The sequence below is a fragment of the Cytobacillus gottheilii genome, from assembly GCF_900166665.1.
Lineage (GTDB): Bacteria > Bacillota > Bacilli > Bacillales > Cytobacillaceae > Cytobacillus > Cytobacillus gottheilii_A.
Window position 1 is genome coordinate 3,110,260 of the sequence record NZ_LT800494.1, and the last position, 26,877, is coordinate 3,137,136.

General features: G+C 39.1%; 20 protein-coding genes, 1 pseudogene and 1 riboswitch. Of the genes and pseudogenes, 9 read left to right on the top strand and 12 right to left on the bottom strand.

What is annotated here, in order from left to right; translation table 11 throughout:
• Positions 1 to 30: 30 nt before the first annotated feature.
• The 3 genes from B7E07_RS15280 to B7E07_RS15290 all read right to left on the bottom strand — a co-directional run bounded on the left by B7E07_RS15280 (position 31) and on the right by B7E07_RS15290 (position 7,420).
• Positions 31 to 3,297 (bottom strand): efflux RND transporter permease subunit, encoded by a 3,267-nt coding sequence (locus B7E07_RS15280; protein WP_080846874.1) that lies wholly within the window; start codon positions 3,295 to 3,297, stop codon positions 31 to 33.
• Positions 3,298 to 3,568: 271 nt separating this feature from the next.
• Positions 3,569 to 4,951, bottom strand: a complete 1,383-nt coding sequence (gene nhaC, locus B7E07_RS15285) for a Na+/H+ antiporter NhaC (RefSeq protein ID WP_080846875.1) — start codon at positions 4,949 to 4,951, stop codon at positions 3,569 to 3,571.
• An 888-nt stretch (positions 4,952 to 5,839) separates the two neighbouring features.
• A complete protein-coding gene (locus B7E07_RS15290; RefSeq protein ID WP_080846877.1) occupies positions 5,840 to 7,420 on the bottom strand; it encodes a peptide chain release factor 3 in 1,581 nt (526 codons plus the stop codon).
• A 249-nt stretch (positions 7,421 to 7,669) separates the two neighbouring features.
• On the opposite strand from B7E07_RS15290, the gene B7E07_RS15295 reads away from it, so the two are divergent.
• Positions 7,670 to 8,887, top strand: coding sequence for a NupC/NupG family nucleoside CNT transporter (locus tag B7E07_RS15295; RefSeq protein WP_080846879.1), 1,218 nt, complete (start codon positions 7,670 to 7,672; stop codon positions 8,885 to 8,887).
• A gap of 365 nt (positions 8,888 to 9,252) precedes the next feature.
• Here the strand turns inward: B7E07_RS15295 and treC are convergent, their stop codons facing one another.
• From treC to B7E07_RS15315, 4 genes are all read right to left on the bottom strand, one after another.
• A complete protein-coding gene (treC, locus tag B7E07_RS15300; RefSeq protein ID WP_080846883.1) occupies positions 9,253 to 10,938 on the bottom strand; it encodes an alpha,alpha-phosphotrehalase in 1,686 nt (561 codons plus the stop codon).
• A gap of 502 nt (positions 10,939 to 11,440) precedes the next feature.
• Positions 11,441 to 11,899: a GNAT family N-acetyltransferase gene (locus tag B7E07_RS15305; protein WP_080846886.1), complete on the bottom strand. Its 459-nt coding sequence runs from the start codon at positions 11,897 to 11,899 to the stop codon at positions 11,441 to 11,443.
• Positions 11,900 to 12,217: 318 nt separating this feature from the next.
• Positions 12,218 to 12,415: a twin-arginine translocase TatA/TatE family subunit gene (locus B7E07_RS15310; protein ID WP_080846892.1), complete on the bottom strand. Its 198-nt coding sequence runs from the start codon at positions 12,413 to 12,415 to the stop codon at positions 12,218 to 12,220.
• A 160-nt stretch (positions 12,416 to 12,575) separates the two neighbouring features.
• Positions 12,576 to 13,181 (bottom strand): cell wall hydrolase, encoded by a 606-nt coding sequence (locus B7E07_RS15315; protein ID WP_080846895.1) that lies wholly within the window; start codon positions 13,179 to 13,181, stop codon positions 12,576 to 12,578.
• Positions 13,182 to 13,444: 263 nt separating this feature from the next.
• Positions 13,445 to 13,551, top strand: a riboswitch (TPP riboswitch).
• A gap of 134 nt (positions 13,552 to 13,685) precedes the next feature.
• Here B7E07_RS15315 and B7E07_RS15320 point away from each other — a divergent pair.
• From B7E07_RS15320 to B7E07_RS15340, 5 genes are all read left to right on the top strand, one after another.
• Entirely contained in the window at positions 13,686 to 14,678 is a 993-nt protein-coding gene (locus B7E07_RS15320; RefSeq protein ID WP_080846898.1) for an ABC transporter substrate-binding protein, read from the top strand.
• Between the two features lie 12 nt (positions 14,679 to 14,690).
• Positions 14,691 to 14,984: a thiamine-binding protein gene (locus B7E07_RS15325; protein ID WP_080846900.1), complete on the top strand. Its 294-nt coding sequence runs from the start codon at positions 14,691 to 14,693 to the stop codon at positions 14,982 to 14,984.
• Positions 14,981 to 15,748, top strand: coding sequence for an ABC transporter permease (locus tag B7E07_RS15330; RefSeq protein ID WP_080846903.1), 768 nt, complete (start codon positions 14,981 to 14,983; stop codon positions 15,746 to 15,748). The genes B7E07_RS15325 and B7E07_RS15330 overlap by 4 nt, the downstream gene beginning before the upstream one ends.
• Positions 15,745 to 16,491, top strand: a complete 747-nt coding sequence (locus tag B7E07_RS15335) for an ABC transporter ATP-binding protein (RefSeq protein ID WP_080846906.1) — start codon at positions 15,745 to 15,747, stop codon at positions 16,489 to 16,491. The genes B7E07_RS15330 and B7E07_RS15335 overlap by 4 nt, the downstream gene beginning before the upstream one ends.
• A 107-nt stretch (positions 16,492 to 16,598) precedes the next feature.
• Positions 16,599 to 16,823, top strand: coding sequence for a hypothetical protein (locus B7E07_RS15340; RefSeq protein ID WP_080846908.1), 225 nt, complete (start codon positions 16,599 to 16,601; stop codon positions 16,821 to 16,823).
• A gap of 70 nt (positions 16,824 to 16,893) precedes the next feature.
• On the opposite strand, the gene B7E07_RS15345 is transcribed toward B7E07_RS15340, so the two are convergent.
• Positions 16,894 to 17,472, bottom strand: coding sequence for a hypothetical protein (locus B7E07_RS15345; protein ID WP_080846910.1), 579 nt, complete (start codon positions 17,470 to 17,472; stop codon positions 16,894 to 16,896).
• Positions 17,465 to 18,001 carry an RNA polymerase sigma factor gene (locus B7E07_RS15350; RefSeq protein WP_080849213.1) on the bottom strand — a complete coding sequence of 179 codons (537 nt, stop codon included), beginning with the start codon at positions 17,999 to 18,001 and terminating at the stop codon, positions 17,465 to 17,467. Before B7E07_RS15350 ends, B7E07_RS15345 begins: the two co-directional genes overlap by 8 nt.
• Positions 18,002 to 18,673: 672 nt before the next feature.
• Here B7E07_RS15350 and B7E07_RS15355 point away from each other — a divergent pair.
• Positions 18,674 to 23,029: a S8 family peptidase gene (locus tag B7E07_RS15355; RefSeq protein ID WP_080846914.1), complete on the top strand. Its 4,356-nt coding sequence runs from the start codon at positions 18,674 to 18,676 to the stop codon at positions 23,027 to 23,029.
• Between the two features lie 112 nt (positions 23,030 to 23,141).
• Here the strand turns inward: B7E07_RS15355 and B7E07_RS24465 are convergent.
• From B7E07_RS24465 to B7E07_RS15370, 3 genes and pseudogenes are all read right to left on the bottom strand, one after another.
• A pseudogene (locus tag B7E07_RS24465) lies at positions 23,142 to 23,225 on the bottom strand (YjcZ family sporulation protein); the annotation flags it as partial.
• Positions 23,226 to 23,338: 113 nt separating this feature from the next.
• Positions 23,339 to 23,446, bottom strand: coding sequence for a YjcZ family sporulation protein (locus B7E07_RS15365; RefSeq protein ID WP_080846924.1), 108 nt, complete (start codon positions 23,444 to 23,446; stop codon positions 23,339 to 23,341).
• A gap of 165 nt (positions 23,447 to 23,611) precedes the next feature.
• Complete coding sequence (locus tag B7E07_RS15370; protein ID WP_257391464.1) at positions 23,612 to 24,172, bottom strand: GbsR/MarR family transcriptional regulator; 561 nt, start codon at positions 24,170 to 24,172, stop codon at positions 23,612 to 23,614.
• Positions 24,173 to 24,520: 348 nt separating this feature from the next.
• On the opposite strand from B7E07_RS15370, the gene B7E07_RS15375 reads away from it, so the two are divergent.
• Together B7E07_RS15375 and B7E07_RS15380 are read left to right on the top strand one after the other, a co-directional pair.
• Positions 24,521 to 25,804: a quaternary amine ABC transporter ATP-binding protein gene (locus B7E07_RS15375; protein ID WP_080846931.1), complete on the top strand. Its 1,284-nt coding sequence runs from the start codon at positions 24,521 to 24,523 to the stop codon at positions 25,802 to 25,804.
• Complete coding sequence (locus B7E07_RS15380; protein WP_080846934.1) at positions 25,804 to 26,646, top strand: ABC transporter permease; 843 nt, start codon at positions 25,804 to 25,806, stop codon at positions 26,644 to 26,646. The genes B7E07_RS15375 and B7E07_RS15380 overlap by 1 nt, the downstream gene beginning before the upstream one ends.
• The last annotated feature ends 231 nt before the right edge of the window (positions 26,647 to 26,877 follow it).

The following is a 26,877-nucleotide window of genomic DNA, read 5'->3' on the forward strand; positions in this document are numbered from 1 at the left end:
AGCACTTTGAATATTTACCTATATTAAAGTTTAACGGTGATCATCATTTTTATTATCATCAGTATCTTTTACAATCTTCAGCAGTTCTTCTAACATGTTTTCCATATCTTTTTTCGAATAGCTTTTATCATCCTTTACAGGCAGTTCTTCTTCTGCCGGCTGCTCTTTTTCTTGTGGTACAACTGCTTTATCTTCCAGCAAATAGGCTGGGATCAGCTGTCCATCTGGCGTAGCATACACCTTATTTAAACGTCTAGTTTCTTTATCAAACAAGCTGTAGATAATCGGAATAACAAATAACGTCAAGAAGGTTGAGCTAATTAACCCGCCAATCACCGTAATCCCCATCGGCTGGTTAATTTCTGCTCCCTCACCTAGTCCTAATGCAAGCGGCACTAATCCTAAAATCGTGGTTAATGCTGTCATTAAGATAGGACGGGCACGGTCCTTTACGGAGGAAACGATTGCATCATATGTCTTCATTCCAGCTTCCTTGCGCTGATTAATGTAATCCACAATCACAATCGCATTATTGACAACAATACCAGCTAATACAATAATTCCGATAATGGCAGTCAAACTGACAGGCGTCCGTGTGATGGTTAAGGCAATAGACACACCAATGACCATTAAAGGCACAGTAAATAAAATAACAAAAGGATATTTTAACGATTCAAATTGAGCTGACATGACAAGATAGATAAAAATGATCGCCAGGATAAAAGCAAGAATCATATCGTCAATGGAAGATTCAAGCAGCTCGCGATCTCCGCTAAAGACAATTTGCGTCTCTTCAGCCAAATCAAGATCCTCAATTTCCTTGTCTACAAGATTCGAAAATGCGCCCATATTTGTGTCTGCATTATATTGAATATTAAAACCAATGGCATCCTGCTGATTAATTCTTCTAATATTAACCGGACCTTCTCCTTGCGTAATTTCGGTTACATCACTAAGCGGGATATACGTATCATCCGGTTTCTTAATCAGCAAAGATCTCAAGTTATCAAGATTTTGGGTCACTTCTCTATCATACTCAACATAGACACCATAGATATCAGAGTTCTCAGTCACCATTTGGGTTGCCATATTGCCCCGAGTTACATCATTTACAACCATGGCAATTTGTGCAGGTGCGAGACCTTGCTGAAGCGCCCTCTCTTTGTCGACCGTGATTTGAATTTCTTCAACTGTATCCATGATGTCAGTAGAAATTTCGGTTACGTCATCAAGCTCAGACAAGGCGTTATAAATTTCTTCTGTTGCTTCATCTAGACGAACAGAATCTGTATCACGCACATTAAAGGTTAAGGTATTTGGCGCAGATCCAGTGGACGATTGCAGACTAAAGGAAAGTTCTGCACTCTCATTTGCATTTTGAGCAGCACTTTCTAAGCCACTTTTCACATCGTCAGCAAATTCAAAAGTAGAACGATCTCGTTCATCCAATTCCTTCATTTTTATATAAAGCTCTGCAATATTAGCACTTCCTGATCCTCGAAAAGAACCTTCTTGTGTCGTTCCAATTAGCGAAACATACGTATCTACGTCGGTTTCATCCTCAAGCTCCGCCTCTAATGCTGCAATGACTTTTTCCGTTTCGGTTAAAGCTGTACCGTTTTCCAGTTCTACTCGAATGGAGAAAAAACCTTCATCCGTATTAGGCAAAAACTGTGTTCCAACAGTTGAAATCCCGTATCCGCCTGCGGCTAAAAGGATTAAAGAACTGATTAAGACAAGGGCACGGTGTTTTAAAGACCATTTTACTGCCCCTTCAAGCCATTTTAACAGTGCTGATTCCTGTCTTTTTGCTTCAAGATTTTCTTTCGGTGCTTTTAAGAGGCGGCTTGCAAGCATCGGCACAACTGTTAAAGCAACAATTAACGAAGCAAATAAACTGAATGAAATCGTCAATGCAAACTCAGTAAAGAGCTCGCCAATAATCCCTGTGATAAAAGCAACTGGTACAAAAACAGCCACTGTTGTTAAAGTAGATGCTGTGATCGCAGTTCCAACTTCCTTCGCTCCGTCTCTTGCTGCTGTTTTCGGATCTTTCCCCATGGACAGGTGACGGTAAATATTTTCAATGACGACAATTGCATTATCGACCAGCATCCCAATTCCAAGTGCAAGTCCGCCCAATGTCATAATATTTAAAGTGAAATCTGAAAAATACATTAGCACAAAAGTAAAGATAACAGAATACGGAATAGCAATCCCAATAATCAATGGACTTTTTACACTTCGTAAAAAGAAAAATAAGACGATCATTGCGAGTATTCCGCCAATAACCAATGAGCTGGAAATATTGCTGATCGCAAGCTGAATATAATCACCCTGGTCAAACAAGATATCGGCTTCGATATGGTCAAACTGCTCTTTTTGCAGCTGTTCATCTAAGGCAGCCGTAAACGCATCCGACACTTGCGCTGTATTGGCATCTGATTGCTGAAGAACACTCAGGAGAACAGACGGCGCTTCATTTGTTCTTGTAATTGTGCGATCATCCTGATTTACAAGCTCTACTTCACTAATATCAGCCAGTGTGATCTGATTGCCTGATTCATCTGCTGTAACCGTTAACGCTTCAAGCATCTCTATTGAATTGACTGTACTGATGATTCTAGTTGTTAATTCCTTGCCATTTGTTAAGATCGTGTCACCAGGAAGCGAGATATCATTTGCTTGGATCACATCTACCACATCGGCTTGACTCAACTTATATTCTTGCAGTCTTTCTTGATCAAGCTGCACCCGAACTTCCTTGATCGCTGTTCCGGATGTGTTCACACTGGCAACGCCTTCTACTTTTGCCAGTTCTAGATTTAATTGATCAGCCAGCGCCCTTAATGTCTCTTCATCTTCGTTTGCACTCAAGGAAAGCTGTATAATCGGAAACTGAGACGGATCAAACTTTAAAAATCGCGGTCTTTCTGCATCATCAGGCATTTCAGTTTGATCTAATCTTTGTATTACTTCTGATTGAATTTCATCAATATCTGTTGTCCATGAAAATTCCAGCAAAGTCATATTTGCACTTTCCTGAGAAGTGGTTGTCATGGTTTTTAAACCTGGCAGCGTACTCAAGCTTTCTTCTAATGGCTTGGTCACTTTATCTGCTACCTCTTCAGGACTTGCTCCAGCATAGGTGGTCACCACAACTCCAACAGGCGGATTAATATCTGGTATTAATTTTAGCGGAATATTAAGAAGAGAGACTCCTCCTAATACAAGCACTAAGATCATTGTCACAATCGTAAATATAGGTCTCTTTATGGAAAACTGACTTATTTGCACCAAATGTCTCCTCTCATGTATGTATCATCGTCTTCCTATACTATATAAAAAGCTAGACTACAGATGCAAGGAACAGGCAATTGACAATTGTAGCGATTTTATGACAAAGAGTAAATTTTGTAAGGAAGCAGACAGAGGTTTTCATTCCTTAAATGTGTCAATACGCCGACTCTTCTTCTGCGCTGCTCATTTATTAACACTGTTAGTACAAAAAGAGACTGAGAGCATGTTTTAGCCTCTCAGTCTCTTTACTTACATAAATGACTTCCTTTTATATGCTCTTTTTAATCGTCAGTCCTGTTATTCCAAAAATGATGGTCAGGACTGGAGATAGCAAGCAAAAGAACGCAAATGGCAGGTAATCCATTGTTGACACTCCTAAAACACCTGTTAAGAACACCCCGCAGACACTCCATGGAACTAACGGATTAATAACCGTACCGGCATCCTCTAATACACGCGATAGGTTCTTTAAGTGCAGCCCAGCTTGAGAAAAGGCGTTTTGGAAAGCACTGCCTGTCAGTAATATGGACAGATACTGTTCTCCTATTGTTATATTAATCCCAATAGCCGTGCAGGCTGCAGCAGTAATAAGAGCCGGTACCTTTTTCAAATGGGTTTGAATGCCGCTTAGCAAGGCTGGCAGGATCCCCAGCTTAATAAATAGACCACCTAACCCCAGAGCCAGCAATACTAGTGAGATTGAGAAAAGCATGCTTTCCATGCCGCCTCTAGTCAGCAGCGAGTCAACTTGCTCCACCCCTGTATCGGATTGGAAACCCGAAAACAAAATCGTCATTAAAGCAGAGAAAGAAAAATCCTTCTGTACGAAAAACGCCAAGGCTGCTGCTGATATTACACCAGCGGATAAAGTTAAAATAGATGGCACCTTTTTAATGGCCAATACAGCTAAAAGAGCAAAAGGAATAAGAGAATACCATTTTACAAAACCTAGGTCCATTAATGTCTGTTTAAACAGGCGAATGGTTTGAAAATCGGCTGTAGCTTCCTGTGGAGAAAGAACAGCAAATAGGATAAAAGACAGTGTAAAAGCAGGGATTGTCGTCCATGCCATATTCTTAATGTGTTCAAATAAATCTACTTTGACAATCATGGATGCCAAATTCGTTGTATCAGACAGCGGGGACATTTTATCTCCGAAGAAGGCTCCAGAAATAACTGCTCCCGCTGTAATAGCCTCTGATAATCCTAAAGCACTGCTTATACTCATAAACGCTACACCCAAAGTCGCTGCTGTCGTCAGCGAGCTGCCAATACTTAATCCAATGATACTCGTTACCGTAAATACAATAGCATAATAAAATTGTCCGTTTACGGTCTCTAGCGCCAGGTAAATAAAAGTAGGAATTGTTCCGCTTGCCATCCAGCTGCTTATTAACATCCCTATAAAGAAGAAAATAAAGATGGCTCCAATACCAGACTTGGCTCCTTCAAATATACCTTCTTCAATATCTGAAACTGACACTTTTTTGCATAGTCCATAAAAAATTAACATGATAATAGCGAAGATAATTGGAATATGAGGAGTGACCTCTAAACCAATAATTGAATAACTAACTCCACCTATTACTATAAGAGTGATGATGATTGCTTCCCATACAGATAACTCCTGTGCTGACTTAACATGCTGCATACTATTCCCTCCACAATCCATTCAAGCATTTCATTCTAAAGTAATCGTTTTACAAGCAAAAAAAGAGAACTTTTCCCCCCTGTAAAAATAGGGACGAAAAGCTCCGCGTTACCACCCTAATTGATAAACATGGACCTCCAGACGGCATCCAAGCATTTATCCACTTCATTTGTTTATGTCAATTTTTTGCAGTTGTACTTGGAAACAAAGGCTGCCTGAATTTTCACCGTCTATTCAGTCTCTGACTGCTGCACACCCTTTTTCTACTCTTTGCTGCTGACATTGTTTATTTACTTTTTTACTTAAACGCTTTTAGGTATTAAAGTATTATTTTATAATTAAACTATATCTGCTCCTTTTGGATGTGTCAAGAATTATTTAAGAATACAAATTTGCATAAAAAAACCGAAAGAGGCTGGGAAAAACGCGGAGGACCCTCGACTCCTGTGGGCAATAGAGGAAAAGGTGATACCCCGCAGGAACTTGCTCCGAGGAGGCTCAGCTTGTGATCCCACGAAAAAACAGGGTCCGCAGTGCAATGGAACGGACTTGTTTAAATACCTAAACCAAGATATTGAATGTTCGTTTTTTAGAAAGATTAATTTTATATAATTATAAAAACCGAATGATTAGAAAGATGACTTCCTAACCATTCGGTTCTATAGTAGAAATGAAAACATATGTCTCATTTCTAAAGGCTGTTTTCGCAAACGTTGGTTGTTGCTTTTACATTAATGTACAAAGATTTCCACTTCAGAGTACTCGCTTTCCGGCGGGGCGGGAGTCTCGCACTCTTTCGTTCCAATCAAACAGACATAATACTAAATGCCTCTTTAAAAAGTGATGATTAAACAACAACCAATAAGAAAAGAGCCTTTCTAAATAAAATTACGACTGAGTGTCCATTGGATTATATAATGCTACATCTGGATTTTTTTCCTGGAACCAGCGTAGTGCGAAATCATTTTCAAATAAAAATACGTACTTGTCATATCGATCTTTTACAAGTAAACTGCGTGAACTGGAGAGGTTTTCATTTATTTCTTCTTTTTCAACCCAGCGCGTGATTTTAGAACCTAAACGTTCCATAAACACTTCAGTATTGTATTCATTTTTCATGCGATGTTCGAATACTTCAAATTGCAGCTGTCCTACAGCACCCAGCAGGTATTCATCTGTTTTAACCGTTTTAAATAGCTGAATGGCCCCTTCTTGGACAAGCTGTCCAATGCCTTTATGAAAATGTTTTTGCTTCATCACGTTTTTTGCTGTTACACGCATGAATAACTCAGGCGTGAATTGCGGCAATCGTTCATATTGGAAATTATTTTTTCCTACTGTCAAGGTATCGCCAATTTGATAGGTGCCTGGATCATAGATCCCTATAATATCTCCACTTACAGCTTCATCTACCGTGCTGCGATCATCTGCCATAAATTGAGTCGATTGAGCTAACTTGATCTGTTTGCTGAGACGTGGAACATTTACATTCATGCCTCTTTCAAACTTACCAGAACAAATGCGCAGGAAAGCAATCCGGTCACGGTGAGCAGGATTCATATTGGCTTGAATTTTAAAGATAAATCCTGAGAAATCCTCTGACAATGGATCAATTTCTCCCTCCGTTGAATTACGCGGCTGCGGAGATGGAGCAAATTGCAGATAAGACTCTAAGAAGGTTTGCACGCCGAAATTTGTCAGTGCAGACCCAAAAAATACAGGCGTTAATTCCCCGTCTCGGATGCGCTCTCTAGAAAATTCATTGCCTGCTTCGTTTAACAGCATAATTTCTTCTAAAGTCTGTTCATATAAGCCAGATTCCTTTAAATCGTGGGCTCCCGCTATCTCTCCTTCATCATTCAGAGAAATAAAGCGCTCATCCTCTTCCACACGGAACTGTTCAATCCGATTATTGAAACGATCATAAATGCCTAGGAATTCTTTTCCCATTCCAATCGGCCAGTTCATTGGATATGATTCAATTCCCATTACTTCTTCAAGCTCTGCAAGAAGTTCCAATGGTGTTTTTCCTTGGCGGTCAAGTTTGTTAATAAATGTAAAAATAGGAATACCTCTCATACGGCAAACCTTAAATAACTTTAGTGTTTGAGCTTCTATCCCTTTTGCAGAATCAATGATCATGACTGCACTATCAACAGCCGTTAATGTTCTATATGTGTCTTCACTGAAATCCTGGTGACCAGGTGTATCCAAAATGTTTACGCGGGCTCCATTATAATCAAACTGCATGACACTTGACGTAACAGAAATTCCACGCTGCTTCTCAATTTCCATCCAGTCACTGGTTGCGTATTTACCAGTTTTCTTTCCCTTTACAGTTCCAGCATCTCTAATCGCTCCGCCAAATAACAGAAGCTTTTCCGTTAATGTTGTTTTGCCTGCATCCGGGTGGGATATTATAGCAAATGTTCTTCTTGATAAAACTTGATCTTTTAAATTTTTAGACATGTATCTTCCTCACAACTTTCATTTGTCATACCCTCAATTGTATCGTCCGCCGCAAGAGTTTGCAATCCTCTTTTCTTGTCAGTGTTTTTCTTGATATTCATATGCTTATCCTTTACTTCAAAGGGTATAATTCTACAAGTTTGTTTCTTCGGTCACTGGTATCTCTATTTTAAACATATTCACATGTTGTCAGTCCGTTTGTACATAATACAAATATTGCAGCTTTGAATACTTTATTGAGGTGATATTATGAATTTCATTTGGGGCCTTTTCGGAATCATTGTTGTCCTTGGCATCGGCTTCCTTTTATCAAATAACCGAAGCTCCATCAAGCTCAGAACTATTTTATCCGGGTTAGCGATTCAAATTCTCTTTGGCTTTCTTGTTCTAAAATGGGAAACAGGAAGAAGTGTATTAAACTGGTTAACAATGCGGGTAAATGATATTATCAGCTATGCAAATGAAGGAATTAACTTCTTATTTGGCGGCATTTTCACGGAACAGTCTGGCATTACTTCCGTTTTTGCTTTTCAAGTATTACCGGTTGTTATTTTCTTTTCGTCTTTAATTTCTGTACTCTACTATCTAAAGATAATGCAATTTTTTATTAAGATTCTGGGTGGAGGTCTTTCTTGGCTCTTAGGAACTCGCAAAGCAGAATCTCTTTCCGCTGCAGCAAATATTTTTGTGGGACAAACGGAGGCACCCCTTGTTGTCAAACCGTATATTGCCCGCATGTCTCAATCTGAGCTGTTCGCAGTGATGACTGGCGGACTTGCATCCGTTGCCGGCTCTGTTCTCATCGGTTATTCACTGCTTGGCGTTCCATTAGAATACTTAATAGCTGCCAGCTTTATGGCTGCCCCTGCCGGTCTTGTAATGGCCAAGCTAATCTTGCCAGAAACAGAGGGCATCGAAGAACCGAAGGAATTTGAAATGGAAGATGACAAAGATGCAGCAAATGTCATTGATGCTGCCGCAAAAGGAGCAAGCGTCGGCCTTAACCTTGCTCTTAATATCGGCGCAATGCTTCTTGCCTTTATTGCCATTGTTGCTCTTTTGAACGGACTTTTAAGCGGTATTGGCAGTCTTTTTGGATATGGAGATATCTCCATTGAAATGATTCTAGGGTATATTTTTTCGCCGCTTGCCTTCGCAATAGGAGTACCATGGGACGAAGCTGTTACAGCAGGAAATTTCATTGGCCAAAAACTAGTTCTGAATGAATTTGTTGCATATTCAGCTTTTGCACCTGAAATTGACCAGTTAACAGATAAAACTGTTGCTATCATTAGCTTTGCTTTGTGCGGGTTTGCCAATATTTCCTCTCTTGGCATCCTTTTAGGCGGACTTGGAAACCTGGCACCTAATCGCCGTGCAGACATTGCAAAGCTTGGAATAAAAGCTGTTATTGCCGGTGCACTTGCTTCCTTGCTCAGCGCAGCAATTGCTGGCATGTTATTCTAAGCAGTCTTTCAATTCAGTCTGATGAATCATATATGAAAATAAAAAAGGCTGGGACATAAATAGTTAACACAATCATAGAACCGAATGGTTAGCAAGTCATCTTTCTAATCATTCGGTTTTTTATGATTTTATAATACTTTTTATTAGCATGAGTGAAATGGAGCGGAGGACCCTCGACTCCGGTGGGCAATAGAGGAAAGGGTGAGACCCCGCAGAAGCTTTGCTTCGAGGAGGCTCAGCTTCCTCCCCAAGGAAAGCGAGGGTCCGCAGCGCAATGGAACGGACTTGTTTAAATACTTAACCAAAATATTGAATATTCGTGTTTTAGAAAGTTTAATTTCATTTTGTCTCAGCCTGTTTTTGCATTATTTTTTTAAATAATACACAATCGATTCGTACGGCCGAAGCTGTATCTCAGCAGACGGCTCTGGAGAGTGCTCATAATTTGAAATCAGTATTTCAGCCTTATAGCCATCAATGTTTACTTCATCCGGCAGCTTAAAAGATGCCGAATCAGCATAAAAGTTGTTGACTACAAGCAGTTTTTCATTCTCGCCATTGCGAATATAAGCAAATATACGCTCATCATTTTCAGCCAGCAGCTGGTAATCACCTGTTGTAATAATGTCATACTGTTTACGAAGGCTGATTAGCTTTTTGTAATGATAAAATACGGAATCTTCATCTTTTAATGCATTTTCTGCATTAATATTTTCGTAATTTCCTGCCACATTAATCCATGGAGTGGCGCTTGTAAAACCTGCATGAGGCTGACTATTCCACTGCACTGGTGTACGTGAATTATCCCGTGATTTGCTCTTTAGGATCTCAATAATTTCTGCCTCACTTTTCCCTTGCTGCTGCATAAGTTTATACATGTTAAGTGATTCAACATCTCGATACTCATCAATAGATTCAAAGCCTGGATTGGTCATCCCGAACTCTTCTCCCTGATAAATATAAGGCGTTCCTTGCATCATATGAATGGTTGTCGCAAGCATTTTAGCTGATTCACGGTGATACTCCTTGTCGTTGCCATAGCGGGATACAACACGCGGCTGATCATGGTTGCACCAGAAAAGAGCATTCCATCCGCCGCCTTTATGCATGCCTGTTTGCCATTCAGATAAAATTTGCTTCAGCTTAATAAAATCAAAATCCGCTAGAGCCCATTTTTCGCCATTAGGGTAATCTACTTTTAAATGATGAAAATTAAACGTCATGCTAAGTTCCGTCTGTTCTGGGTTTGAATACTTAATACAGTGTTCAATACTAGTAGATGACATTTCTCCCACTGTTAAGGAGTCATATTTAGAAAAAACGTTTTGGTTCATTTCCTGCATGTATTCATGAACTCTCGGCCCATCTGTATAGAACTTACGGCCGTCACCTGGCGGAATGGACCCATCATCATCGGCATAGCTCTGATCCTTTGAGATAAGGTTGATCACATCCAATCGAAAGCCATCAACACCTTTCTCAAACCAGAAATGCATCATATCATAAAGCTTTTGCCGCAGTTCTTCGTTTTCCCAATTTAAATCTGCCTGCGTAACATCAAATAGATGCAAATAATATTGGCCCGTATGTTCATCAAGATTCCAGGCAGAACCTCCAAACTTAGACTGCCAATTATTTGGCTCTCCTCCATCCTCCTTTGGCTCTTTCCAGATATAATAATCTCTGTAAGGATTATGGCGAGATTTTCTCGCTTCCTGGAACCAGTCATGCTCCGTCGATGTATGATTGACAACAATATCCATAATTACTTTAATGCCGCGTGCATGAGCTTCCTTCAAGAGACTTTCAAAATCATTCATTGTCCCATATTCAGCTTGAATACGGAAATAATCGCTAATATCATACCCGTTATCTCGCTGAGGAGAAGCATAGATGGGTGTAAGCCATAAACAATCAATACCAAGCTCCTTTAAGTAATCGAGCTTATCAATAATTCCAGGCAAATCTCCTACTCCATTTCCAGTCGTATCATTAAAACTTTTCGGATAAATTTGATATACTACAGCTTTTTTCCACCATGGTTCATTCACTATTCATCACACCTGTTGTTAGTTTTATTGTTTCACCAAGATATTTTTCTGGTAAAGAATGATTCTGTAATGTTTTTAAACAAGCCTAAAACTCAAACTTGTATATACATGTTTCTGTTTTCGCTTTCATTTTAACTTGTATAAACATCTCAGTCAAATCATTTGTTACAGCTGATTCAAATCTCTGATTCTTTTTTATAAAAAAAGGGTTTTCTACTTTTTCCTGAGCTGTGGTGAACAGCCTCTAAGGCGGTCTGCCTCCAGCAAGGCAGCAGCTTTCGTCTGTCATCAAATATCTATTCTGCTCTGCTTTTGCCATCTCCAGGCATATCGCTAAAATGCTGCTTAGCACTATTAAAAAGAAGCGCCTTTAAAAAAGGAGCTTACTTTTAATAGCAGCCTATTCATTTTTTATCCATCTAATAGTCCATTCAAAACGTCCAAAGCAAAAAAGCTCAAAATAATTTTGAGCTTCCAGCATTATATTGTGAATTGTAGTATTTTACTGGTTAATCGTTTTGACAACGGCCATTTCTTTACCAAAGCGATCTCCGTAATCGATAAACCCCAAGCTCTCGTATAAACCATGTGCCCCTAAATTTTCGGGATGATAGCCTACAACGAGCTTCTTTGCGTTTGGCAGATTGGACATTTTTGAAATCATTATTGAAGAAGCATCCTTACCAATGCCCTTACCCTGAAATCTATGATCAATCATTATTCTGTAAATCCAGTAACCATCAAGTTCTTCCGGTTCCGTATTATACATTAAAAAACCTGCAACTTGATCACCATAATATATAACAAACGGTCTTAATGACGGTTCAAATTTAGACTGCAGAATCGATATTGCATTGTTTTCTATAAATTTCTCTTGATTCTCTGTTATCTGCAATGAACAGCACTCATACCAGTTTTCTGCTGTTAATTCAGCCAATCTTACTATTTTGTCAATACTCAAAATTTATCCCCTTTCTAATATGGGGAACTGCTAATTGTTAATTAGACGTTACCCCGTTAGTGCATGCTGTATAAGTCATTAATTTATTTTTCATAATGAACGCCTCCTTGAACAATTGCTTTTTTTTTAATACTCCTCTATCCTATCACAGTTCCTTATAAAAATTACACAGATTATATGCACTCAAGCTCATTTCAGCATGACAAGATCTGTACAATGTAAAAGGACTTACATTTCGGGAAATGAAAAGGCTCAAATCACGAATGATCTGAGCCTGTATATCTGTGCTTATATTAATTTAAATTCTCTAAACTAAACTTAATCTTTACTTAAAGAATTCTTTGGTTTGTCTTTAGGTTCATCTTCATCACGCGTTAAATCTCTTGCAGAGTTTTTAAACTCTTTTAGAGTTTGTCCAAAAGCACGGCCAATTTCCGGCAATTTTTTAGGTCCGAAGATAATAAGTGCTAATACTAATATAAGAATTAAACCTGGTATACCTATATTTGAAAACATCATAACCACTCCTTTACTTGCATCATAGACGAAGATAAATAGAAATTCAAGTAAACCAGTAATACGCTCAAGTCAATGGCAGACAAACCTGTTGTTCCTTCAGCTACATCCCCAGGTCTCTCTCCCCTAAAAATAAAAAAGCAACATAGCTTCTGCCATGTTACTTTGCAAAACGGTGTTTTCCAATTTCACCTGTTACGGTTTGTGATCTTAACCAGTTGCTATCCGTTAAATCCGGATTAAAGAAATAAACAGCTTCGTTATTCCCTTGTCCCTCTAGAGCTATTGCCTCATTTACTGCCTTTTTTGCCTCTTTATCAGCTGGTTTATCTATGCTTCCATTGTCGACAGGCTGAAACTGTCTCTTTTCATAAATCACTTGTTTAATGCTATCAGGAAAGCGCTCATCTTCTACTCGATTTAAAACTACTTGAGCCACTGCTACCTTTCCTTTATAGGGTTCACCTTTTGCTTCAGCATGAACGAGTCGGGCAAGCAAGTCTATCTCTTTCTTGGATATTGTATTAGGTATAATTAATTTGTCACCAGAATGAATAGCTTCAGATGATAAATGATTAACTTCTTTTAATTCCAGCTCTGATACGGAGAATTTCAGTGCCACATCATACAATGTTTCCTGATCCTTAACATTATAAATCGTAACAGAGTCCAGCGTTTCAGCATTCGTTCCCTTTAATTCAGCAAATGTATAATGAAATGAGACCATGACTAAAGCGGCAATCAAACTTAGAACAAATTTTTTCATTCGCTCTCCTCCATTCATGATCGTCTCGATTACAACAGAGAATACTGTAACACATTGTTCATAAATGGAACAAACTCAATCTTTTCCATGGTTATACTGGTAAATATTGTTCCAGCATTCTTCTTCCTGAAACTAATAAGAGCTTTTTACTAGAAATTTCTTATTTTTTTGCTATAATGAAGACGGTAATATGGAACGTTAACCATTTATTAGATATCACTTTACTATTATGTAGAGGCTGAATCTTTAGAAAAATTTCATATCGTTTTATGTAGGGGAACCGCTATGCGGTTGAGATTTCATTCTATAATGATAACCCTTTGAACCTGATCTGGTTTATACCAGCGTAGGGAACATAATGTAAAGCAATATTATGCTTATTTATTATGTCCCCTGGCTGCTGCAGTCAGGGGTTTTATGTTTTTATGGGATTTGTTCCATACTACTCATACAAACATAACGGAGATCTGAGCAATGATTGATCTTTCAAATTAGGAGGAAATTATGAAAAAATGGGTGTTAACTGCAGCGTTATTATTGGTTTTAACGGCTTGCGGAAATAACGAAGACACGGAAAACAACAGCAATGAAGCGGAAGAACTTGAAGAAGTGACAGTTGTTCTGGATTGGACACCAAATACAAATCATACTGGACTTTATGCTGCCGTTGAAAATGGCTATTTTGAAGAAGCTGGACTTGATGTCGACATTATTTTGCCTGGTGATGCTGGTGCAGATCAATTGATTGCTTCAGGCAAAGCAGATTTTGGAGTCAGTTACCAGGAAAGCATTACACAAGCAAGAGTTCAAGGTGTACCGCTTGTTTCGATTGCGGCTGTCATTCAGCACAATACATCAGGCTTTGCTTCTCCTGTAGAAAAAAATATTGAGACGCCTAAAGACTTTACAGGAAAAACATACGGAGGCTTCGGATCTCCAGTTGAAGAGCAAATCCTTGAATCCTTAATGAGATCTGAGAATGCCAGTGCCGATGATGTTACGATCTTAAATATTGGCAGTGCAGATTTCTTCACTTCAGTTGAAAGAGATGTTGATTTTTCTTGGATCTTTTACGGCTGGACTGGAATTGAAGCAGAATTACGCGGTATAGATTTAAATATGATCTACCCTACCGACTACTCTGAAAATCTGGATTATTATACACCTGTACTTGCCACAAATGAAGACATGATCAGCTCTAATCCTGAAATGGTCGAAGCATTTTTAGAGGGAGCTTCAAAAGGGTATGAATATGTAATTGAAAATCCAGCTGAAGCTGCTGACATTCTAATAGAAGCAGTTCCAGACTTGGATCCTGAGCTGGTTAAGAAGAGTCAGGAATGGCTGGCACCGCGCTATCAGGATGATGCCGATCAATGGGGAGTCCAAAAACTAGAAGTATGGGAAAACTACGGTAATTGGATGTTTGAAAATGGATTGCTCGATGGAGAGCTTGATGCAGAAAAAGCATTTACAAACGAATACTTACCAAACTAGGAGGAGAAAATCTTGGCTAATTCTTTAGTAAGCATACAAATAATACCAAAAACAAAAAATGGGGAAAATGTCATTCCGTACGTTGACGAGGCAATTGCCATTATTGATGCTTCTGGCATCAAATATGAGGTACACCCTCTTGAAACCACAATGGAAGGTGACCTAGATCAAATTTTTGCGGTTATTAAGAAAATGAACGAAAGAATGATTGAGATCGGCAGCTCGAATGTTATTTCTCAAATCAAAATTTTATTCCAGCCTGATGGCATTACAATGGATACCTTAACGGAGAAATATAAAGGATGAACACTGCTTTTAAGAAAGGATGGAGACCACTGCTTGTTCTCCTCCTTTTATTCTTATTATGGGAAGGGATTGTCAGATTTATTGAAGCACCATCCTGGCTAGTCCCTGCACCAAGCTTAATTTTTCAGGAAGCATATAACGGCTGGTCTCAGTTTGCACCGCACCTGCTTTCTACAACCAGTTTATCACTATATGGCTTTGCGATTGGTGCAGCTGTTGGGCTTGCCGCTGCCTTTTTTCTGCACATGCTTCCTTTTGTTAGAGAATCAGTTTATCCGCTTCTCATTCTTTCGCAAAACGTGCCAGTTATCGTTCTTGCCCCGCTTTTGGTTATCTGGTTTGGATTTGGAATCCTGCCGAAAGTCATTGTTATTACGCTTGTCTGCTTTTTTCCTATTACGGTTGCTGCACTCGATGGATTTAAACAAACACCCGCAGACTTAAAGCATTATATGAAAATGGCTGGAGCAACTAAACAGCAGCTTTTTTGGAAGTTAGAGCTTCCTGCTGCATTGCCTGGCATCTTTTCTGGCATTAAAATCTCGGCAACTTATAGTGTTATGGGTGCGGTGATTTCGGAATGGGTTGGTGCCAGGATGGGAGTCGGTGTTTATATGACATTAGCGTCCTCTTCTTTCCGCTCTGATCGAGTGTTTGTGGCCATCTTCGCCATTATGATCCTGAGTCTTTTATTCTTCTTACTCATTAAACTTTTAGAAAAGCTGATGGTTCGCTGGAAATGGAAGGAGGATAAGACAAAATGACCGTACTATCTTTAACAAACCTGTCAAAACGTTTTGGTTCTAACCATGTTCTAGACAAACTGGAATTGCACATTAAAAAAAGTGAATTTGTCTCGATCTTAGGACCTTCCGGCAGCGGAAAAAGCACGCTTTTTCATATGATTGGCGGATTGCTGACTCCTGATGAAGGAACAATTGCTTTAAATGAAGAAAAGATTAACGGAATAACGGGGAAAATCAGCTATATGCCACAATCTCCATCACTGCTGCCTTGGAGAAGCATTTTAGATAACACGCTCTTAGGTCAGGAGCTTCAAGGAAAAACAGATGAAAGCCGTGCAAAGGAAATGCTGAAAGTAGCTGGTCTCGGAGAGTATTTAAACGCATATCCTCATGAGTTATCGGGAGGAATGAAACAAAGAGCAGCTTTTATTCGCGCACTTTTAAGCCCGCAGGAATTAATGCTTTTAGATGAGCCCTTTTCTGCATTAGACGAGCTGACACGCTCCGATATGCAGCAATGGCTTTTGCAGATTTGGGAAGAGCTTAAACCGACCATCCTCTTCGTTACTCATAATATCGAAGAGGCAATCCTGCTATCGGATCGGATTGTTATATTATCTCACCGGCCTGCCAAAATTAGAGAAGGAGTGACCGTTCCGTTCTCTCGTCCACGGGATGAACAGTTGCCTTTATCTGAAGAGTTTATCCACTTTAGACAAAAGCTGCACAAATTAATACAAGAAGAAAACAGACAAACCTAATAATAATAGGATTTTCCACCCATTACAAAATAAACAATTCTCCCTATTCCTTAATATGGAAAATAATTTTAATCTATTAGTAAACCTATTAGATGGGAGGAATATAGATGAAAAAAAGATTACTATGTTTGCTTTTACTTCTATTCGCCTTCACACCAACGATACAAGCAGAAAATTTAGCAAAGGATGCTTCAGGAGTAGATGATTTTCAGCCTGAAGCAGAAAGAATGTGCTGGTACTGCACAGAATATGAATACTTCGGTGGGAATGGAGTTCCTTATGGAAAACGCTGTGTGGATGGATATTGGAGTCCAATCTGTCTGGAGTTTTAGAACATATCATACATAACGCTTAGCATTGATGTGCTAAGCGTTTTTTTATGATATGCTTTAATGTGCTAAGTTAACTTTGGACAATTAATTCCATCATATTTACAAATTTTCTTGCTTCATGCTCTTCTAGCCTATAAAGTTGTTCATTCCCCAATGTTTTCATATAATATTGTTCTTTTTCTTCCCAGAGTTTTATTTTTAACTGTTTATTTTCAGGAAAAACAAGCATAATATCAAATTTTGCAGCAGTTTCAGGTCGATAGTCTGTCTCTTTTGCATGATTTACCATATCCGTCACAATTATTGAATAGGTTTGATCTTGTATAATGGATTGCCCTACTGTATAGGAATACTCAATCGCAGCAAAAGCCGCATCTGACATAGATGGAGAAACAACGATATATTCTATACCTTCAGCTTTTAATGATCCAACTCCATACTTATTCTCCATAAAATCATTGGCAAAAATCATAATATAGCTAAACAAAAAACAAGCTGAAATGGCAAATATAACCGTTAAAAAATTTGGGACTATATGGCGCCTTTTTATCCTCCTGTTTTCAATTGCCTGAAAGACAAGTTGACGGGTTTGCTGTTTTTGCACATTTGACCTATAAACTTTATCTAACTCGTTAAAAGGCTCATCCATTCGAGAAGACTTCCTCATAACGCTCCCCCTTATTTTCCAGCTCCTTTTTTAAAGAGACTAATGCCCGAGATGTTGTAATCTTTACTTTGTTTTCACTCCAATCCAAAATGGTCGCTGTGTCTTTAATTGAAAACTCTTTTATTTTCCGAAGAATTAAGACTTCCTGATAGCTAAGCTTCAGCTTTTTTATAGCCTTATACAAAACTTCAATTTTTTCTCCTTTTAAGATGATTTCTTGAGGTGTATCATCTAGAGAGCCAAATTGGAAATGTTCAATAGGAATAAATAAAAAACGACTCTTCTTTCTTAAATAGTCAATGGCAATATGACGCGAAATCTTAACAAGCCAGGTGAATATATGTGATTCTCCATTAAATTGATGCAAATATTTGTACGCTTTAATAAAAGTTTCCTGTGTAAGATCCTCTGCTGCTCCTTTTTCATGAACGAGAAGAAAGAGGTAGCTATAAATTTTATCACTATACTCATCATAAATTTGTTCGAATGCTCTATCAGAAACCGAATTCACCAAATGGAAGCCTCCCCGTTTCTGTAATATTTCCCTTAAAAATAAACGTAATATTATGAATACTCAACAAGATACTATTACATTACCAATGATTGCTATGAAAATCCACCTATTTTTTACATTTGCCAAGGTTATTGTATCTTTTTTCCTGCAATACATCAGCCACATATTACGTTCGCCTTGTTTTATGGATGTTAGGCTTTAATAGTACAATCGAAGTGTAACTTTTTTATTTTCAATCTAGTTATTATATTTACAGCAAAAATAACAGGAAAATCTACTTAACTGTTCCTGCTTTCTTAAGGCAAAGGCTGTTTGACCTACCAACTTCTATCCTGTTCCTTCCTTCCCTCCTTAGTATTCATTATAGTTAGCACCTTCTACCTTTTTCTCATTTTTACCATATTGTAGAAGCATCCCGGGTGATTTCATGAGTTTTTTAGGCATGAATGTCCATTTATTTTCAAAAAGGCTGTTTATTAAGTCCCGTTGCAAACACATACATCTGTTCCCATTTGCTCATTTCACTTTTCCCGTTTTATAATTCGGTATATTCTGACAACTTATGCGTTTTTTTTTCGATAAAGTCTTTGTATCGGCAATTGCAGGTACAGGAAAGGGGTGAAATCGGGTTGCTGCCGTAAATATGTATTTACCAGGAGGGAAAGTAATTTGAAGAGAAAAAGAGGTTTTCGGTGGTTAAGTATTTTACTTACAGCTATATTGATCCTTCCTCTGCTGCTTCCGACCAGCAGTTTTGCAGAAGGAAATGGATCACCTCACACTTCATTTAGAAAGGCAGCTGTAGAATCTGTACAAAAGAAAATAAACAGTTCCTTATTAAAACAATTCAGTAAAGAAGATGAACAAGTAACATTTTTACTGAAATTCAAAGAACAGGCAGATCCTGCAGCAGCTGCTGTCAAAGCTGGTAAAAATGCTGTCAGCCAAAAGGCATCTCCTGCAAAAGCAACCTATATGAAAAGATCGGCTGTTCTATCTTCACTTAGATCTACTGCCATAGAAACACAAGGTTCGGTCACAGACTTCCTTAAGAAACAAGAAGAGCTTGGAAAAGCCAAGGATGTACAATCTTATTATATCGTCAATGCGATGGCCGTTACTGCTACTAAAGACGTTTTAGAAGAGCTGGCTAAATTCCCTGAGATTGAAAAAATCCTGCCTAATGAAACAAGACAGCTTTATAAGCCCGCAAAAGAAAAGCAAAAAGCGTCCCTTCAAGTACAGCCGGCAAAAGATGCAGAGACAAATGCAACAGAGTGGAATATTGATCGTGTTGGAGCACCAGCATTATGGGAAATGGGAATCGACGGTGCTGGCACTGTCGTTGCCTCTATTGACACTGGTGTTGAATGGAACCACCCTGCATTAAAAGATCAATATCGCGGTTTTGATCCTACCAATCCAAACCAGGCTTCACATGAGTTTAACTGGTTTGATGCAACAGCTGGACAGACAACTCCATATGATGATGATGGACATGGAACACATGTTACGGGAACAATGGTTGGTGCAGAGCCAGATGGAAGCAACCAGGTTGGTGTAGCTCCTGGTGCAAAATGGATCGCTGTCAAAGCCTTTACAGCTGATGGCGGAACGGATGCTGACCTCCTAGCGGCAGCTGAATGGATTCTGGCTCCAAAGGATGCAGAAGGAAATCCACATCCTGAATACGCGCCAGACGTCGTTAACAATTCTTGGGGAGGCGGCCCTGGTCTTGATGAATGGTATTTGCCAATGGTTCAAGCTTGGCGTGCAGCAGAAATATTCCCTGAATTCTCAGCAGGTAATACAACATTATTTAATCCAGGCGGCCCTGGATCTGTTTCTACACCAGCGAACTATCGTGAATCTTTTGCTACTGGTGCCACAGACATCAACAATGGATTAGGCAGCTTTTCTTTATTAGGTCCTTCTCCATATGATGAAATTAAACCTGATATTTCAGCTCCAGGAGTAAATATTCGTTCGTCCGTTCCTGGCGGCGGCTATGAAGGCGGCTGGAATGGCACATCAATGGCTGGGCCGCATGTCTCCGCTGTGGTAGCTCTCCTTCGCTCAGTGGATGCAAGTCTAACCGTTGATGAAATAGAACAGATCTTAATAACCACTGCTACACCATTAACAAATGGCACATATACAGAAGTACCAAACAACGGCTTTGGATATGGACTTGTTAACGCTTTTGATGCCGTTTCATCTGTCATGACAGGACTTGGTACATTAAAAGGTCAGGTATCAAAAGAAGGTGACGACGAAGAAGCACCTGAAATTGAACATACTGCACCTGAAGAAACATTTGCAGGAATGGATTTAGCATTGCAGCTGCAAGCATCTGATAATGTAAGTATTACGCAGGTTGAACTCCAATACTTAACAGAAGATGGAAACTACAGCACGGTCCAAGCTGAACGAGTCTCCGGAGACTATCAGAATGGAACGTATGAAGCTCTCATTCCAGGTGAAGCAATCGCCATACCATCTGTGTCCTATAAATGGAAAGCAACAGACTTCGGCGGAAATGCAATTGATTCAGACACATATGAAGTGTCCGTTGTACCAGGAATTACAACAGGCTACAGCGAGGATTTCGAATCAGCTCCTTCTGGCTGGACATCATACGGTGAAGGAAACAGCTGGGAATGGGGTGCTCCTGCTTCAGGACCTGACAGTGCTTCATCTGGTGAAAATGTATATGCTACTTCCTTAGCTGGAAACTATGCAAACAATGCAAATATGACTTTGCTGATGCCGCCAGTAGATCTTCCGGAAGGTAATGCTTATCTGCAATTCAAGCAATGGCATAATCTTGAACGTAATTATGATTATGGTCATGTGTTTGTTTCAACGGATATGGAAAACTGGACACAGGCTCTTCGCGTCAATGATGTGACAACTTCTTGGACGGATGGAGAAGTTGACTTAAGCGAATATGCAGGACAGCGAATATATATTGCATTTAATGTAACCTCTGATGGTTCTGTTCCCCGCGAGGGATGGTATATTGACGATGTCGCTCTTACATCTTCACCATTAGAATCTGCCTCTAAAGTCAGTCTTGGTGTAAAAAGAAATAGTGTTAACCCAAGCGGCGGCAGTGTTGCTCTAAAAGATAAAAAGATTGATCCAAATAAAATTGCACCTGCTTTCAGCAAGGAATATGACCAAGACAAAGGCGACAAAGAAGCAGCTCCTGTCCTTCTTCCAATCAGTGCGAAAGTAAGTGTATTAGAATCTGGACGCTCTGTCACAACAAATCCAGCAGATGGATCCTACTCTTTTGCACATGCAGCTGGTGAATTTACGGTTCTTGCAGAAGCTTATGGTTATCAGTCTGCCACACAGACTGTTGTCATAGAACAGGATAGTGAGTCAACAGCTAACTTTGTTCTAGAAGAACTTACTCAAGGGACAGTTTCCGGTACAGTTACAAATGAAGCTACTGGTGATCCAGTCTCGAACGCTACCCTGCTGTTAGTTGAAGATGGTGCTGTCTCACCTGTTACAACAGATGAGAATGGACAATATAGCCTAACTGCCTATGAAGGTGAATATACGTTAAAAGTTATGGCTCCTTCCTACTATAGCCAGGAAATCTCCGTGGACATTTCAGGAGATGTGGAGCAAAATATACAATTAAAACCTTTTATCGGCTTTGAAGGTGAGATTGGATATGATGATGGCACTGCTGAAAATGCACGCGCATTTTATGAAGCTGGAAACGGCTGGGCTGTGAAAATGTCCTTAGCTGAAGGACATGATCAAGCAATGGTAACTGGCGGCTTATTCCGTTTCTGGGATACAGAATGGCCAGTCCCTGGTGGAACTGAATTCCAGGTTGAAGTTTATGATGCAGACGGTACAGATGGTGCTCCTGGCACGAAACTTGCTGGCCCGTTTGATGCTACGGCATTGCGCAATGGCGAATGGACACATGTTGACTTAACGGAACATGGCATTACAGTAGATGATGATTTCTACTTAGTCTATATCCAAAGCAATATCAATACTGCATCACCTGGACTCGGAACAGATGAAGATGGTCCTAATGCTGAAAGAAGCTGGCAATTCGTTGACGGAGCATGGTCACCAGTTCCTGCTGAGGAAGGAAATTACATGATTCGTTCTGTTGTCAGCTATGAACTAACAGCTCCTGTCATTACTTCACCTGCTGATGGATCGTTTACAAAGAATAAAACCGCTACCATTGAAGGAACATCCGCTCCAAACGTTACAGTTGCCATTTATAATGGTGATGAAGAAGCAGTTCAAACTGAATCTACAAATGAAGGAACTTTCTCTGCTGAAGTACCTTTAACACAAGGTGATAACACGGTTACGGCGAAAGTAATAACAGAAACTGGTGCTACAGATGCTTCCCAGCCGGTAACCATCATTTTTGATGATACAAAGCCAGAACTGGTTATTACAAGCCCTGAAAATGACTCAAAAACAAATAAAGAAACGGTAACAGTAGAAGGTACAGTAACCGATGAAAACCTTGACTGGGTTAAAGTAAATGGCAAAAAAGCAAATGTTGAGGATGGCCAATTCTCCCTGAGACTTCTACTTGAAGAAGGAGAAAATGACATTAAGGTCATCGCTCAAGACAAGGCAGGCAACCGCATCAGAAAGAATGTCACAGTTGATGCGAAGTATACATCACCAGAAATTGAGAATCTAGTTCCATCTGAAAACCTGGAACTGAAAAAAGGCGAATCTGTTAAAATCGAATTCGACAGTGAGCCAGGGTTAGATGCTACCTTCAGTATTAGAATGCCTTTAACGAACGCTAGAGCTCAAGTTTCGAACGCTACGGAATTGCCTATGATGGAAACATCCGATGGACATTATGTAGGCTATTACACAGCAACTTCAAATGTTAAAGCTCCTGGTGCTGAAATAGAAGTGAAAATTACCGATGATTATGGCAATGAAAGCCGTAAAGTAGCAGAAGGAAAACTTTGGATTAATTCAAAAAACAAATCAAAAGGCAAGAAGAAATAAGTCTTTTTTTAAGTGTTTCTTGTTATTAGCAGCAAAAAAGCATGCCTATTCATACTTGGCATGCTTTTTTGCATATAAGAAACAAGGTAAACCCGCAATACCTTTGCTTCAATTAGAAGTTAAAGCAAGCAGCTCCTACGATGATCAATAGGATGAATAAAACAACGATTAATGCGAAACCACCACTGTAACCGCCGCCATATCCACCGCCGTAACCGCAGCCGCCATAGCCATATCCGCCATAACCATACATATTAAAGTCCTCCCTTTTTTTGTATATAACTCCTGTTAAGCATTAACATTTAAATTTTAGTAGCCGTAACCGCCGTAGCCCCAAGAAGCACCAATGATAATTAATAAAATAAACAATACTACTAACAGAGCAAAACCTCCGTTGTATCCGCAGCCTTCTGACATAGTCAATTACCTCCTTTGTTTGTTTCCATATATCCTATTCACTTTAGAGAAAATGTGCGCTAGACGAATACACATTTTTTAATAACTTAATTTCATTTCATCTAAAACTAGAATGTAATGCCCTTTTCGCTCCATAAAAAAATAAGCACAGCCATAACAGTGTGCTTATTTCTTATTCGGATTTTCCTTTTTTATATAGTTAAAGATTTCTCCTGATTCAAAGCAAGTTACCAAACGGTTTAACCAATCATAGTAATCAAGAGCTGAGGATAGCTTTTGTATATCCTCCATTGCTTTCAGCTTGATCTCTTCATTAGCATGTTCGGCATTAACAATGCTTTCCAGTTCTCTTTTAGACTTTTCCATCATTGAAATATTCATGGTAATGCTTGGTCTCCATCTAATGGAAAATTGGTCGATAAACATCTGATGCCAATCCTCCTCAGCTTGGTATAGGTCTTTTCTTTCACCTTTCCGCCAGACTTTTTCAGCCATTTTCAATTCCATTAAGCTTCTTACAGACGTGCTCATGCTAGTCTTACTCATGCCAAGCTCTTCTTTCATATCATCTAAAGTCATTGGCCTATTATGAAAATACATCATTCCATAAAGCCTTCCAATTGAATCACTGATTCCATATAAATCCATATTTTGGGCGATTGTTTCTATCACCCGATCACGAGCAGCAGCTAGCTTCTCATTTTCATTCATAATAATCACATCCATTACCAACTTAATGACCAAACATATTCTAAAAGAAAATCATTTTATCATACATTTTAAAATATTATTTACAAAAATTTTTCTCAAAACGGAGGAGAAATTTACATTTCTCACATGCCAACATTCTTAATATAGATTATCATTTTAAAAATAAAAGTAAAGAATGGACATAAATAGCATTAGGGAGTAATTTGGAGGATTTATAAGCATATACTAAATACAGTACGTACAGTTTTTTCTGTATAAACTTTATGCATGTATACAGTGAAATATGCAGATTGCCTTATGTAATGCATTCATTCTACAATTAAAAGGTCCTTATTTCACAGGATAAAAGAACGGGGTGAAAACATGAATGAAGAAAACGCAAAGATTAGTATCCGAAACGTATCGAAAATATTCGGAAAAAACACAAAAAAAGCCATTCAGTTATTAAATAATGGCGCAAACAAAACCGATATTCTCAAACAAACCGGCGCAACAATCGGGGTAAATCAAGCTACTTTTGATATCCATGCTGGTGAAATCTTCGTCATCATGGGTTTATCAGGCAGCGGAAAATCTACTTTAGTCCGCACATTAAACAGACTAATAGACCCAACCATCGGCGAAGTACTTATTGACGGAAAAGACATTACGAAAATGAAGAAAGATGAGCTAAGAGAAGTTAGAAGGAAAAAAATAAGCATGGTTTTCCAAAAATTCGCACTTCTCCCTCACCGCACTGTCCTTGAAAATGTTGAGTATGGATTAGAAATTCAAGGAATCACTGAGAATACACGAAAAGAAAAAGCACTCGAATCATTAAAGTTAGTAGGATTAGATGGTTATGAAAAGCAATATCCCAGTCAGCTGAGCGGGGGTATGCAGCAGCGCGTTGGTTTGGCAAGAGCACTTGCCAATGACACAGATATCTTATTAATGGATGAAGCTTTCAGTGCACTTGACCCATTAATAAGAAAGGATATGCAAGATGAATTACTTGAGCTCCAATCCTCTATGTCAAAAACCATTGTCTTTATTACTCATGATTTAGATGAAGCGCTAAGAATTGGTGATCGGATTGCATTGATGAAGGATGGAGCTGTTGTTCAAATTGGAACACCAGAAGAAATATTAATCAACCCATCCAATCAATATGTTGAAAGATTCGTAGAAGACGTAGACCTTTCGAAAATCCTTACAGCAAGCCATGTAATGAAGCGAGCTGAAACAGTACAAATTGACAAAGGGCCTCGTGTTGCCATTGAAATGATGAAAAAATTAGGTATTTCCAGCATCTACGCTGTCGATAAAAAGAAAACGCTGCTTGGTGCATTAACAGCAGATGATGCACAAGAAGCCATAAATTCAGGGAAAACACTGCAGGAAATCATCAAACGAGATGTTCAAACCGTGACAGAAGATACCCTTTTAACAGACTTATTCGAGCAAGTGTCCCAAGCAAGTATTCCAGTAGCAGTTGTTGACGACAATGGCCGTTTAAAAGGAATTTTAGTTAGAGGAGCAGTCATTGGAGCACTTGCTGGAAATAATGAAGCCATAAACTATTTACATAACACTGATGGCGACGCTCTTGTTAAGAAAAATGAAAATACAGAAGATCAAGTAAGTATTGTCAAGGAGGGACTATGATGGAAGATTTATTGCCAAAACTCCCTCTTGGAGATTGGATCGATGCATTTGTAGACTGGTTAACTGTTACGTTTGAATTTCTATTTGATGGTATTACAGTTGCCTTAGAAGGAATTGTCGAAGGATTATTAGCAGGTCTGGAAATAATCCCTTCTATTATATTGATTATCTTAGTAACAGCGCTAGCTTGGTGGCTGGCCGGAAAAAGTATGGCTTTGTTTACACTAATCGGACTATTTTTAATTGAAAACCTTGGCTATTGGGAACCTATGCTGGAAACTTTGGCATTAGTTTTAACCGCTGTATTTATTACAGTCATTATTGGGTTACCAGTAGGCATCTGGGCGTCTCAGAAGAAAGCTGTAAAGCAAATCATTACTCCAATGTTAGACTTTATGCAAACTATGCCAGCCTTTGTTTATCTTATTCCAGCAATCTTTTTCTTTAGTATTGGTGTTGTACCAGGCGTTGTATCATCAGTTATTTTCGCAGTACCGCCTACAATCAGACTTACAATACTAGGCATTCAGCAAGTGCCTGCCGACATTATTGAAGCGACCGAAAGCTTTGGTTCTACAACAGGTCAGCGTTTAATAAAGGTACAGCTTCCATTAGCGATGCCAACTATTATGGCCGGAATCAACCAGAGTATCATGCTTGCCTTGTCCATGGTGGTAATCGCTTCAATGGTAGGAGCACCTGGTCTCGGAGCAGAAGTTTATCGAGCTGTTACCCAAATCCAAATTGGAACAGGATTTGAAGCTGGTTTAGCAATCGTTATCATTGCTATAATTCTTGATCGTATAACTCAAAATATCGGGAGAAAGAGAAAAGCAAAATAATAGATTCGTTTTATTTCAGCTTCATTGAATGAATCAAGGCTGAGTCACAAGTATTTAACATGACAATAGAACTGAATGGTTAGGAAGTGAATCTTTCTAATCATTCGGTTTTTTTATTGTTATAAAGATTATCTTTTTAAACATGAGTGAATTGGAGCGGAGGATACTTAACTCCTATGCAGTCACTAAAAAGCGGCCGGAGAATGAACTCCTGGCCGCTAATTGGTTAGA